The following is a 12,992-nucleotide window of genomic DNA, read 5'->3' as shown; positions in this document are numbered from 1 at the left end:
GGGCGTGACCTCACCCCTCGTCCTCCTCGACCTCGACGGCACGCTCATCGACTCCATCCCTGGCATCACCGCGTCCCTGGCCGTCGCGTTCCGCCGGTGCGGCCTGCCCGTCCCGACGGCCGCCGAGCTCCGGTCGTTCGTCGGGCCACCGATCGGCGACAGCATGCGCGCGCACGGCGTCCCCGAGGACCGCATCGAGGAGGTCGTCCGGGCGTACCGCGAGGACTTCGGGGCGACAGGCATGCACGACGCGACGGTCTTCGACGGCGTCCCCACGCTGCTCGCCGACCTGCGTGCCGCGGGGTGCCGCCTGGTCGTGGCGACCTCCAAGCCGGAGGTCTTCGCGGTGCCGATCTGCGCCGACCACGGGCTCACCCCGCTCCTCGACGGGATCTTCGGGGCGCAGCTCGACGAGTCCGGCACCAAGGCGGACGTGATCGCCCGGGCTCTGAGCGCCGAGCCGCACCCACCCGTGGCCGCCCTGATGGTCGGGGACCGCGAGCACGACGTGCACGGCGCCCGCGAGAACGGCCTCGACTGCGTCGGGGTGACCTGGGGGTACGCGGCACCCGGCGAGCTGGCGACCGCCGGCGCGGTCGTCGTCGTCGACACCGTGGACGAGCTGCGGCACACCGTTCTCGCGCGCCTCGACGGGTTGGTCTCGCGCCGGGCTTGACCTTGACGCTGCGTCAACTCCTACCGTGGATCAGGAACGAGAGGAGGGGCGCATGGAGGCCTCGATCCAGGAGGTGGCCCGGCTGACGGGCACCACCAGCCGCACCCTTCGGCACTACGACGCGATCGGGCTGCTCGAGCCCAGCCGCGTCGGCGACAACGGGTACCGCTGGTACGACGACCGCGCGCTGGTGCGGTTGCAGCGGATCCTGCTGCTGCGCGGGCTCGGGCTCGGCCTGCCGGACATCCGGCGCGTGCTCGAGCGCGAGCAGGACGAGACCGCCGCCCTGCGTCACCACCTCGACTGGCTGCGCAGCGAGCAGCGACGACTGGAGCGGCAGGCCGCCTCGGTCGAACGAACGATCACCGCACGGGAGAACGGAGGGCCACTCGTGGCCGAGAACATGTTCGACGGGTTCGACCACAGCCAGTACAAGGACGAGGTCGAGCAGCGCTGGGGCGCGGACGCGTACGCGTCGTCCGATGCCTGGTGGCGCGGGATGAGTGACGACGAGCGCGCCGCGTGGAAGGCGACGACCGCGCGGCTCGCCACCGAGTGGGGCGAGGCGGCCGCGGCCGGCACGGACCCCGTGTCCGACGAGGCGCAGGAGCTCGCCCGGCGGCACGTCGCGTGGCTGAGCGGCATCCCGGGAACGCCTGGGCACGGCGCGACGCCGGTGAAGGAGTACGTGCTCGGCCTGGCCGACATGTACGTCGCCGACGAGCGGTTCGCGGCGAACTACGGCGGCGTCGGCGGTGCGACGTTCGTGCGTGACGCGCTGCACGAGTACGCAGCCCGGCACCTGTAGGAGGCGTGGGGAGGCCCGTCGGGGCCTCCCCACGTGCGTGTTGTCCCGGTGTGCGACAGAGTGACACCCGGCGATGACTGGACCGTCGCCCAGCACCTCCCCGACGGCGCGGCAGGAGCAGACCCATGCGATGGAACCCCCTACGGATCCCCGCGGCGGTCGTCGCCGCGCTCGTGCTCGTCATCACCCTGGCAGGACCCGCCCCGGCCGCGGTCGTCGCCGGGCCGGCCGCCATCACCGGCGTCGGGTCGGGCCGTTGTCTCGACGTCAACGGTGGGGCGCGGACCGCGAGGACGGGCGTCGCGATCCGCGACTGCACCGGCGCCGCCAACCAGGCGTGGACGCTCACGACGAACGGCGAGCTGCAGGTCTACGACGCCGCCACGTGCCTGGACGTCGCGGGCCAGGACACCACCGCACCCGCGGTCGTGCAGATCTACCCCTGCAACGGCGGCGCCAACCAGAAGTGGCGGCTGCAGACCAACGGCACGATCGTCGGCGTGCAGTCCGGGCTGTGCCTCGACGTCACCGGACGCGGCACCGCGAACGGGACCGTGGTCGGGATGTGGACCTGCAACGGCCAGACGAACCAGAGCTGGACCACGTCGCTGCGCACCGCCGACACGACCGCGCCGACGGTGCCGGGCAACCCGCGGGTCAGCAACCTGACGTGCAGCACCGTGACGTTCGCCTGGAACGCGTCGACGGACGCGGTCGGCGTGGCGTTCTACGACATCTACCACGACGGCCAGCTCATGACGTCGGTGAGCGGCAGCACGCTCTCGACCAGCCTGCCGGTCGTCGCGGGCGCCGTGTGGGGCCTGTACGTCAACGCCCGCGACGCGGCCGGCAACGTGTCGCAGGCCAGCACGACCGTGACGATCACGGTCCCGCAGTGCCAGGCGGACACGCAGGCACCGACGGCACCGGGCAAGCCCACCGCCGCGGTGTCCGGCACGACGGTCACGCTCACCTGGGCGGCGTCGACCGACAACGTCGGCGTGCGCACGTACGAGGTCCGGCGCGGCGGCACGGCCGTCGGCACCGTGACCGGCACTCCCCCTGTCACCACGTTCATCGACAGCGGGCTGGCCGCGGCCACCACGTACTCGTACGCGATCGTCGCGCGGGACGCCCAGGGCAACACGTCGGCCGCGAGCGCGTCGACGTCCGTGACCACGGGCGCGGCCTGCGGGACCGCCGTCTGCGGCGTCACCCAGGTGGGCACCGAGACGGACATCCCGTGGGGCCTCGACACGCTCCCCGACGGGACGGTCCTGTACACCCGGCGTGACGCGCACGACGTGATCCGGCTCGACCCGGCCACGGGCGCGAAGAAGAACGTCGGCACCGTGCCCAACGTGCAGAGCACCGACGGCGAGGGTGGGCTGCTCGGTCTGGCCCTCTCCCCCACGTTCGCCACCGACCAGTGGGTGTACCTGATGCACACGTCCCCCACGGACAACCGGATCGTGCGGATCAAGCTGGTGGACAACGCGCTCGTCACCGGCACCGAGCAGGTGCTGCTCAGCGGGATCCCGCGCAACAAGTTCCACGACGGCGGGCGCCTCCGCTTCGGCCCGGACGGGAAGCTCTACGCAGCCACCGGCGACGCCCAGAACGGCGACTACGCGCAGAACACGTCGAACCTCGCCGGCAAGATCCTGCGGCTCAACCCGGACGGGACCGTGCCGTCGGACAACCCCTTCGGCAACTACGTGTGGAGCTACGGTCACCGCAACCCGCAGGGCATCGCGTTCGACTCCCAGGGCCGGCTGTGGGAGCAGGAGTTCGGCAACTCCGTGATGGACGAGACCAACCTCATCGTCAAGGGCGGCAACTACGGCTGGCCCGCGTGCGAGGGCACGTCCGGCACGTGCGGCACCGCGGGGTTCATCGCCCCCAAGCGCACCTACCCGACGTCGGAGGGGTCGTGCTCCGGCATCGCGATCGTCCGCGACGCCCTCTACGTGGCCTGCGCCCGCGGCGCCCGGATGTACCGCGCCGTCATCAGCGGGAGCTCGCTGACCAACGTGCAGACGTTCTTCAGCGGGACGTACGGGCGGCTGCGGACCGTCGAGCCCGCGCCCGGCGGCGGGCTGTGGCTGACCACGACGACCACCGGCGACAAGGACAGCGTCCCGAACAACAGCAACGAGCGGATCTTCCGGGTCACGCTCGGCGGCTGAGCATCTGCCCGGCTCGGCGGGCGCGGGGCCCTGGTGCCCGGGACGCGCGCCCGCCGACGCTCGTCGGGAGATCGCCGGTGACCACCACCGGCGCCGACCCGAAGGAGCACCGATGTCCAGCACCACCGTCGAGCCGTCAGCCGGCCAGACCCGCCGATCCGTCCCCGGCACCAGCCGCGCCTGGGCCTGGACCGGCGTCGCCGCCGGCGCGCTCGGCCTCGCCACCATCCAGGCGTCGCTCGCCGCGTCCGTCGACTGGGAGAACACCCAGGGCGACGCCGCCGCGATGCTCGCCGACGCCGCCGGCAAGCAGTCCTCGTTCCTCGTCTTCCACCTGCTCGCCGCCGCGTGCGCCGTGGTGATCCCCGTGTTCGCCGCCGGACTCAAGCGCCGGATCGACCAGCGCACCCCGGACGCGTCCCTGCTCGGGACCGTGGCGGCCTGGGGGCTCGTCCTCGTGTCCGTCGCGCTCCTGCTCGGCAGCGGCCTCGACACGCAGTTCTCGCTGGCCCTGTCCGACCCGGACGTGCTGGTGCCCGAGTCCGCGGCGTTCTACACCGACTGGGTGGCGACCATCCCATGGCTCTGGCTCGGTGCCGGGCTGTCGGGCATCGCGCTGGCCGTCGCCGCGTTCCGGCACTCGGCCACGCCGCGCTGGATCGGCGCCGTCAGCGTCGTCCTCGGCGGGCTCACCCTGATCGCCGGGCTGTCGCCGCTGCAGTACATGGCGGGCTTCACCGGGCCGGTCTGGCTGCTGGTCGTCGCGCTCGGGTTCGCCCTCGGCGACCGTCGCTGAGGTGGACGCGAGGCACGCCCCCGCGAGGTTCACCCTCGCGGGGGCGTACCGCGTCGGCGGGGGCAGCCCCTACGGTGGCGCCATGACGGTGGCCGCCGACGACGCCCGGCGCACCGGGCACCCTCGGCTCGCCATGGTCGTCGCCGTCGTGACCTGGGTGGTCACGCTCGCCTCCGTCGTCCTGCGGGTCGCGGCGCGCGTGCCGATGGACCCCGACCTGCTGTTCTTCGTCGTCGACGCGATGGTCGGCGTGGTCTACGGGACCGTGGGCGCCGTCATCCTGGCCCGTCGCTCGCACCCCGTCGGCTGGCTGGTCGCGCTGGCGGGTGCCGGTGGCGCGCTCGCCGCGCTGGGCAGCGCCTGGGGGACGTACCAGTCCGGGCACCCGACGCTTCCTGCGCTGCCGGTGCTGACCGCGACCGTCAGCTGGGCCTGGGTGCCCGGCACGCTCGCGCTCTTCCTTGTCGTGCCGTGGCTGGTGCGCGACTCCCGACTGTCCGGCGGCGCCTGGGCGGGGGTGGTCGCGGGGTCCCTGCTGACCCTCGCCCTGACCGCGCAGAGGCTGTTCGTGCCCATGGCCGACAACACCGCGCTCCTGGCGGTGGTCGTCGTCCTCGGCCTCGTCACCGCAGCCGCGACCGGGTGGCGGTACCGGCACGGACCCGTGCGCGAGCGTCCCGGGCTGGGACTGCTGACGGTCGGCACCGCACTGATGGCCCTCTCGTTCGTGCCGCTGCTGCTCGTCGACTCGCCGCCGGAGATGATCTTCGCCGTCCCCCTCACGCACCTCGCGTGCCAGGCACTGTTCCCGGTCGCGCTGCTGGTCACCGTGCTGCGGAACCGGCTCTGGGGCATCGACCTCGCGGTCAGCCGGGCGGCCGTCGCCGGGCTGCTCACGCTCGGGCTCGCCCTCGTGTACGCGCTCGTCGTCCTCGCCGCGACGGTCGTCGTGGGCGGCGGGGCGGTCGCGCAGGTGATCGCGACCGTCGGCGTCGCGGTCGCGGTGCAGCCCGTGCACGCCTGGCTCGGCCGACGCGTCCACGCCCTCGTGTACGGCGAGTCGAGCAGCCGGGCGGCGCTCCGGGTGGGCAGCCAGCTGTCCGGTGGCACGGGCACCGAGGAGCTTCTCGACGGGCTGACGGCCGCGGTGGCCGAGGCGCTGCGCCTCGAGTCGGTGACGGTGGTCGGCGACGAGCACACCGCGCAGTGGGGCACGCCGACGTCGACACCGGCACGGCGCACGCTCGAGCACGCGGGCCGCTCGATCGGGTCGCTCGCCGTCACGGTGCGCCCGGGCGAACGGCTCGACGCCCGGACCGGCGAGTCGCTGGACCACCTGCTGCCCGTCGTGGCCGCCGGGCTCGCCCTGGTGCAGGGCGCCGCGGACCTCGAGCGCGCCCGGGACGCCGCGACCCGTGCCCGGCTGGCCGAACGCCGGCTGATCCGCCGCGAGCTGCACGACGGCATCGGGCCGTGGCTGTCGGGGCTGCGGCTCGGGCTGCAAGGGGCGCGGAACACCCTGACCCGTGACCCGGCGGCGGCCGACGCGATCCTGGACGCCCTCCAGGCCGAGGTGGAGCAGCGCGTGCAGGACGTGCGGCTGCTCTCGCGCAGCCTGCTGCCGCCGCTGCTGGACGAGGAAGGGCTCGGACCGGCCCTCCGCGAGCTGGCCCGACGCAGCAGCGAGGGCGGCTTCGACGTGCGAATGCAGCTGGACGACCCCGCCGACCTCGACCCCCGGCTGCGGGCCGCCGCCTACGCGATCGTGAGCGAGGCCGTGGTCAACGCCTCCCGCTACAGCGGCGCCGAGGGCTGCGCCGTGAGCGTGAGCGTCCAGGACGCCGCGCTCGTGGTCACCGTGCTCGACCTCGGCAGCGGGATCCCCGTCGGCGCACCCTCCGGCGTGGGTCTGCGGTCCATGCGGGAGCGTGCCGACGAGCTCGGCGGCGTCGTCACGGTCGAGCCGCACGCACCCGGCGGCACCCGCGTGCACGCGATCCTGCCCCTCGATCCCGTCCTCGTCCGGAGCCGCTCGTGACCATCTCCGTCGTGCTCGTGGACGACCACCCCGTGTTCCGGATCGGCATGGCCGCGCTGCTCGACTCGCTGGCCGGCATCCGCGTGACCGGTCAGGCCGCCAGCGCCGCCGAGGCCGGTCCGCTGCTCGCCTCCGGCATCGCCACGGACGTCGTGCTCATGGACCTCGACCTCGGGGACGGCTCCGGCATCGACCTCACGCGCGACCTCCAGCGCGAGCACCCCGGCCTGCGCGTCCTCGTGGTCACCATGCACGAGGACGACGACGCCGTGGTCGCGGCCGTCCGCGCCGGGGCGCGCGGGTACCTGGTGAAGTCCGCGCCCCCCGACGCCGTGGAACGGGCGGTCCGTGCCGTCGCGGCCGGCGAGATGATCCTGTCCCCCGCCGTGGCGCAGCGGGCGATGAGCTACGTGCTCGGCGGGCGGACCGCTGCGCGGCTCCCGTTCCCCCAGCTCACCGACCGTGAGCGCGAGGTCCTCGACCTCGTCGCCGCCGGGCTGGACAACGAGACGATCGCCCGGCGCCTCGGGCTCAGCCCCAAGACCGTGCGGAACCACCTGGCCAACGTGCTGGCCCGGCTGGCGCTCCCCGACCGGTCGGCCGCGATCGTGCGTGCCCGCGAGGAAGGGCTCGGCACCAGCGGCTGAGCTGCATCAGGTCGTGCGGCGCAGCGAGCGCTGCCAGTCGGCGTGCAGGTCCGCGAACCGGCCACCGGCGGCCACCAGCGCGAAGGGCGAGCCGTCCTCGACGATGCGCCCGTCCTCGATGACCAGCACCCGGTCCGACCCCATCACCGTGGACAGCCGGTGCGCGATGACGACGGACGTGCGGTCGGCGAGCAGGGTCTGCAGCCCGACCTGCACGAGCGCCTCCCCCGGGACGTCCAGCGAGCTGGTCGCCTCGTCGAGGATCAGCAGCACCGGGTCCGCCAGGAACGCGCGCGCGAACGACACCAGCTGCCGCTGTCCGGCCGAGAGCCGCACCCCGCGCTTGTCGGCCTCGGTGTCGTAGCCGTCGGGCATGGCCGCGATGAGGTCGTGCACGCCGACCGCACGCGCGGCAGCCTCGATCTCCTGGGGCGTGGCCTCCGGCTTGCCCAGCGCGATGTTCGCCCCGATCGAGCCGGAGAACAGGTACGCCTCCTGGGTCACCATCACGACGGCCCGCCGCAGGTCGACCGGGTCGATCTCACGCAGGTCCAGCCCGTCGAGGCGGACGGCCCCCGCCCGGACGTCGTAGAACCGGGCGAGCAGCTTGGCGATGGTCGACTTGCCCGCACCCGTCTCGCCGACGAGCGCGATCGACTGGCCGGCCGGGATGTGCAGGTCGACGTGCGGGAGCACCGTGGGACCCGTGCCGTAGCCGAACTCGACGTCGTCGAACCGGACGTCCCCGCGGGCCTCGGCGAGCCGCTTCGGGCGCTCCGGGTCGGGCACCGTGGGCTCCTCGGCGAGCAGCGACGCGAGCTTCTCGAGGGCGGCCGTGGCGGACTGGAAGGAGTTGTAGAACATGCCGATCTGCTGGAGCGGGTTGAAGAAGCGACGCGAGTAGAGGACAGCCGCGACGAGCACCCCGACCTCGATCCCGCCGTCCAGCGCCCGCAGACCGCCGACGAGCAGGACCGCGGCCACCGTGACGTTCCCGATCAGGGTCAGGCCCGTGTCGAAGACGCCGTTGAGCCGGATCGACGTGGCGCTGGAGCCGCGGTAGTCCTCCGCCAGGTCCCCGTAGACCTCGCGCACCTGCGGCTCCCGGCGGAAGGCCTGCACCGCGCGGATGCCCGTCATGGTCTCGACGAACCGCACGATGAGGCGGGCCGCCGCCGTCCGCTGCTTGCGGTACTGCACCTGCGTGCGCACCTGGAACCAGCGCGTGAGGATGACGCCGGGCACGACGGCGATGAGGAGCACGAGCCCGCTGCGCCAGTCCAGCAGCACCAGCGAGACCGCGGTGAACACCATCGCCAGGACGCCCGACGCGAGCGTGGTCACGCCGCCGTCGAGGAGCTCGCGCAGCGCGTCGACGTCCGACGTCTGCCGCGAGATGATCCGGCCCGACGTGTAGCTCTCGTGGAACTCCAGGCTGAGCCGCTGCGTGTGCCGGAACACCCGGCGGCGCAGGTCGAGCAGCATCGTCTGGCTCACGCGGGCCGACGCCCGGACGGTCGCGGCGGTCAGCACCCCACCGAGCAGCGCTGCCGCGAGGTAGGCGGCGGTCGCCAGCGTGATCGGTCCCGCGTCGCCGTCCGTGAGCGCGGGGAGCGCCTGGTCGATGCCGTAGGCCACCAGCGCAGGCCCTGCGACGGCGGCCAGCTGCGCGCCGACGACGAGCGCGGCGGTCCCCCACGCGGCACCGGCGACGGGCCGCAGCAGCGAGCGGAGCAGGCCGAGCGACCGTCGGCGGATGCGGCGGGACTCGGCGGCGGTGCTCTGCTCCTCGAAGCTCTCGGAGGTCGCAGACGTGACAGGCGCGCTCACGGTCGGACCTCCGCGAGCTCGTCGGCCTGTGCGTCGTCAGCGCCACCGGGGTCGTCCAGCGCCGACAGCGCGGTGAGCACGTACCGGTAGTGCGGATGGGTGGACAGCAGGTCGGCGTGCCGGCCGACGCCCGTGATCCGGCCGTCCTCGAGAACTGCGACCCGGTCGGCCAGCGCGACCGTCGACGGCCGGTGCGCGACGACGAGCGTGGTGGTGCCGGTGAGCATCTCGCGCAGCCGACCGGTGACCGCGGCCTCGGTGGTGACGTCGAGCGCCGAGAGCGGGTCGTCGAGCAGCAGCACCCGCGGCCGGACGGCGATCGCACGGGCCAGGGCGATCCGCTGCCGCTGCCCGCCCGAGAGGCTCAGCCCCTCCTCGCCGATGATCGTGTCGAGCCCGTCGGGCAGCCCGTAGGCGAACCCGGCGCGGGCGACGTCCAGTGCCTCGGCCACCAGGTCGTCGGCGGCCTGCCCGGACAGGTCGGTGCCGAGCAGCACGTTCTCCCGCACGGATGCCGAGAACAGGATCGGGTCCTCGAACGCGATCGACACGGCTGCGCGCAGGTCCGCTCGGCTCAGGTCGCGCACGTCCACGCCGTCGATCCGAACGCTGCCCGCGGTGACGTCGTAGAGCCGCGGCACCAGCTGGAGCAGGGTCGTCTTGCCGCTGCCCGTGAGGCCGACGAGCGCCATCGTCTCCCCCGGCTCGAGCACCAGGTCGATCCCCGCGAGGATGTCCGACCCACCCCGCAGCTCCCCGTCCGCCGAGGCGCTGCGCGGGTGGGCGAAGTGCACGCCCGACAGCTCGACCCGCGAGCCGGCCGGGTCCGCGACGGGGAGCGCGACCGCCTCCGCGGGGTCGCGCACGGCCGACCCCGTGTCCATGACCTGCAGGTACCGGTCGGTCGCGGCCTTGGCGTCGAGCGTCATCGCGAGCAGCATGCCGAGGCGCTCGACCGGGCTGTTGACCACGGCCGCGGTGGCGAAGAACGCGACCAGCGCGCCCACGCTCAGCTCCCCGCGCGAGGTCAGGACCACCCCGAACCCGAGCGACACCGCGAGGATCGCCTCCGGGATGGCGCTCAGGGCGAACGAGACCCGTGACTGCGTCTTGGCCTTGTGCACCTCGGTGGTGCGCAGCTCGTCGGCCTGCCGCGCGAAGTCGTCGAGCGCGTCGGCGCCTCGCCCGAACGCCTTGAGCACGCGGATCCCGTGCACGGACTCCTCGACCGTGGTGGCGAGGTCCCCCGCCTGGTCCCGGGCGCGGCGGGCGACCACCTTGTAGTCCTCGCGGAACCGGAAGCCGAGCCAGATCATGGGCACCGCACCGACGAGGTACACCAGCCCGAGCACCCAGCTGGTCGCGAGCATCAGGCCGATGCCGACGACGACTGTCGTGGCGCTGACCAGCAGCATCACCAGACCGAAGACGGTCCACCGCCGGATGGTGCCCAGGTCCGACATGATCCGCGACAGCAGCTGACCCCCCGACCAGCGGTCGTGGAACTCCACCGGCAGGTCGAGCAGGTGCCGGAACAGGTCCGTGCGCATGTCCCGCTCGACGGTGGTGCCCGGCGTGAGTATCAGCGCGCGGCGGCACCAGACGAGGAACGCCTCGAGCACGCCGAGTGCCAGGACGACGGCCGCACCGAGGATCACGCCACGCTGCGAGCCCTCCGACAGCAGCGGACCGTTGACGATCACGCGCAGGACCTGCGGGACCGCCAGGGCGAGCAGGCTGGCGCCGAGAGCGGTCAGGCCGCCGAGTGCGATCCGCGGGAGCGCCGGCCGCGCCCAGCGGCGGAGGCGCAGCAGCACCCGGGTGGTGGACTCGGGGGGTGACGCGGGTGGAGCAGAAGGCACGCCTCCACCCTACGTACGCCCTCCGACAGTTGCCCGGTCGATCTCAGGGGGCGGTCCGCACGATCCGGTTGTTGCTCGCCTGCGCGCGCGGTCGGACCACGAGCAGGTCGATGTTCACGTGCGCGGGCCGGCTGAGCGACCACGCGATGGCGTCGGCGATGTCGTCCGCGACGAGGGGCTCGTACCCGGCGTACACGGCCGCGGCCCGCTCGCTGTCCCCGTCGAACCGGACCATCGAGAACTCCTCGGTGGCCACGGCGCCCGGCGCGATCTCGATGATGCGGATCGGCTCGCCGAGGATCTCCCAGCGCAGCGTCGTCGCGAGCATCCGCTCCGCGTGCTTGGCACCGACGTAACCGGCGCCACCCTCGTACGTCCCGTGCGCCGCGGTCGAGGTCACCACGACGATGTCGCCTCCGTCGCCCTTGCGCAGGTGCGGGAGCAGCGCCTGCGTGACCCGCAGGGTGCCCAGGACGTTGAGCTCGTACATCTGGCGCCAGTGGTCCAGGTCCGCCGACTCGACGGGGTCGAGCCCGAAGGCGCCGCCCGCGTTGTTGACCAGCGCGTCGAGCGGCCCGCCCTCGGCCACCTCGTCGGCCAGCCGCGCGACATCGGCGTCGTCCGTGACGTCGGCGACGATCGTCGTCGCGCCGGTCTCCTGGGCCAGCGCGGTCAGCCGGTCGGCCCGACGCGCGGTCGCGACGACGTCCCAGCCCTCCGCACGCAGGCGGCGGACGGTCGCGGCACCGATCCCGGAGGACGCACCCGTCACCAGGGCGCGTCGGGGCGTGCTCGTGCTCATGCGGACTCCCAAGAACGTGGTGGTGAACAGCGAGACAGGCTAGGCGACCTCGGCGAGGACCTCGGTCAGCAGCCCGAGGCCCGTCGCGGCCTCGTCGGGCGTGACGACGCAGGGCGGCACGACGTGCACCCGGTTGTCGGCGAGGAACGGGAGCAGCCCACGGGCCAGCGCACCGGCCTTGATGCGGCCCATGAGCGCGGCGTCGACGGGCTCGCGCGTGGCCTGGTCCTTGACCAGCTCTACGGCCCAGAACACCCCGAGCCCACGCACCTCGCCGACCAGCGGGTTGGTCGCGGCCAGCTCGGCCAGCCCGGGACCGAGCACGTCGCGGCCGATCGCGGCGGCGTTCTCGACGATCCCCTCGTCGGCCATCGCGTCGAGCGCGGCGACGATCGACCCCATCGCCAGCGGGTGGCCCGAGTACGTCAGCCCGCCGGGGAAGACGCGGTCGTCGAACGTCTTCGCGATCGGCTCGCTGAGGATCACGCCGCCCGCCGGGACGTAGCCGGAGTTGACCCCCTTGGCGAACGTGATGAGGTCCGGCACGACGTCGAACGAGTCGAACGCGAACCACTGCCCCGTGCGGCCGAACCCGGCCATGACCTCGTCGAGGATCAGCAGGATGCCGTACCGGTCGGCGATCGCGCGGACGCCGGCCAGGTAGCCGGGCGGCGGGACGAGGACGCCCGCGGTGCCGGGGATGGTCTCCAGCAGGATGGCCGCGACCGACGTCGGACCCTCCGCCTGGACAACGCGCTCCAGATGGTGCAGCGCGCGCTCGGACTCCTGCTCGGGCGTGGTCGCCCAGAACTCCGAGCGGTACAGGTACGGACCGAAGTGGTGCACGTGCGCGCGGGCGTACTCGTTGGGCACCCGCCGCCAATCCCCCGTCGCCACCACGGCCGCACCGGTGTTCCCGTGGTACGAGCGGTACGCGGACACCACCTTGTCGCGGCCGGTGTGCAGGCGGGCCATCCGGATCGCGTTCTCGTTGGCGTCGGCCCCGCCGTTGGTGAAGAAGACGCTGCTGAACCCGTCGGGAGCATGGCTGAGCACCCGCTCGGCGGCGCGGCCGCGCGTCAGGTTCGCCGTCGCCGGGGCGACCGTCGTGAGCGTGGCCGCCTGCTCCTGGATCGCCGCCACCACGCGCGGGTGCTGGTGGCCGATGTTGGTGTTGACCAGCTGGCTGGAGAAGTCCAGGTACCGACGACCCGCGTGGTCCCACACGGTCGACCCCAGCCCGCCCGCGATGACCAGCGGGTTCAGATGAGCCTGCGCCGACCACGAGTGGAAGACGTGGTCGCGGTCGAGACGCAGCGCGATGGCGTCGTCGTCGGTGGTCAT

General features: G+C 73.5%; 10 protein-coding genes. 6 read left to right on the top strand and 4 right to left on the bottom strand.

Features of this window, described 5'->3' with window-relative positions:
• Positions 1-4 precede the first annotated feature (4 nt).
• The 6 genes from J2X26_RS12945 to J2X26_RS12920 all read left to right on the top strand — a co-directional run bounded on the left by J2X26_RS12945 (position 5) and on the right by J2X26_RS12920 (position 7,154).
• The gene (locus J2X26_RS12945; RefSeq protein WP_307492836.1) at positions 5-676 is read left to right on the top strand and encodes an HAD hydrolase-like protein; all 672 of its coding nucleotides are present in this window, start codon (positions 5-7) and stop codon (positions 674-676) included.
• Positions 677-728: 52 nt separating this feature from the next.
• Positions 729-1,484, top strand: coding sequence for a MerR family transcriptional regulator (locus tag J2X26_RS12940; RefSeq protein ID WP_307492834.1), 756 nt, complete (start codon positions 729-731; stop codon positions 1,482-1,484).
• 125 nt (positions 1,485-1,609) lie between these two features.
• Entirely contained in the window at positions 1,610-3,673 is a 2,064-nt protein-coding gene (locus tag J2X26_RS12935; protein ID WP_307492832.1) for a PQQ-dependent sugar dehydrogenase, read from the top strand.
• Between the two features lie 112 nt (positions 3,674-3,785).
• Positions 3,786-4,469, top strand: coding sequence for a hypothetical protein (locus J2X26_RS12930; RefSeq protein WP_307492830.1), 684 nt, complete (start codon positions 3,786-3,788; stop codon positions 4,467-4,469).
• Between the two features lie 82 nt (positions 4,470-4,551).
• A complete protein-coding gene (locus J2X26_RS12925) occupies positions 4,552-6,507 on the top strand; it encodes a sensor histidine kinase (protein ID WP_307492828.1) in 1,956 nt (651 codons plus the stop codon).
• Positions 6,504-7,154 (top strand): response regulator, encoded by a 651-nt coding sequence (locus J2X26_RS12920; RefSeq protein ID WP_307492827.1) that lies wholly within the window; start codon positions 6,504-6,506, stop codon positions 7,152-7,154. The genes J2X26_RS12925 and J2X26_RS12920 overlap by 4 nt, the downstream gene beginning before the upstream one ends.
• A gap of 6 nt (positions 7,155-7,160) precedes the next feature.
• Here J2X26_RS12920 and J2X26_RS12915 read toward each other — a convergent pair whose 3' ends face one another.
• From J2X26_RS12915 to J2X26_RS12900, 4 genes are read right to left on the bottom strand one after another with little or no spacing between them, the layout of a single operon-like run.
• Entirely contained in the window at positions 7,161-8,984 is a 1,824-nt protein-coding gene (locus tag J2X26_RS12915) for an ABC transporter ATP-binding protein (RefSeq protein WP_307492825.1), read from the bottom strand.
• On the bottom strand, positions 8,981-10,846 hold the full coding sequence (locus J2X26_RS12910) for an ABC transporter ATP-binding protein (protein ID WP_307492824.1): 1,866 nt from the start codon (positions 10,844-10,846) through the stop codon (positions 8,981-8,983). Before J2X26_RS12910 ends, J2X26_RS12915 begins: the two co-directional genes overlap by 4 nt.
• A gap of 43 nt (positions 10,847-10,889) precedes the next feature.
• Positions 10,890-11,648, bottom strand: coding sequence for an SDR family oxidoreductase (locus J2X26_RS12905; RefSeq protein WP_307492822.1), 759 nt, complete (start codon positions 11,646-11,648; stop codon positions 10,890-10,892).
• Positions 11,649-11,687: 39 nt separating this feature from the next.
• The gene (locus J2X26_RS12900; protein ID WP_307492820.1) at positions 11,688-12,992 is read right to left on the bottom strand and encodes an aspartate aminotransferase family protein; all 1,305 of its coding nucleotides are present in this window, start codon (positions 12,990-12,992) and stop codon (positions 11,688-11,690) included.

The organism is Cellulomonas humilata (assembly GCF_030814415.1).
Taxonomy (GTDB): domain Bacteria; phylum Actinomycetota; class Actinomycetes; order Actinomycetales; family Cellulomonadaceae; genus Cellulomonas; species Cellulomonas humilata_A.
Note: the sequence above shows the minus strand (reverse complement) of the source record. Positions and strands in the feature narration are given on the sequence as shown.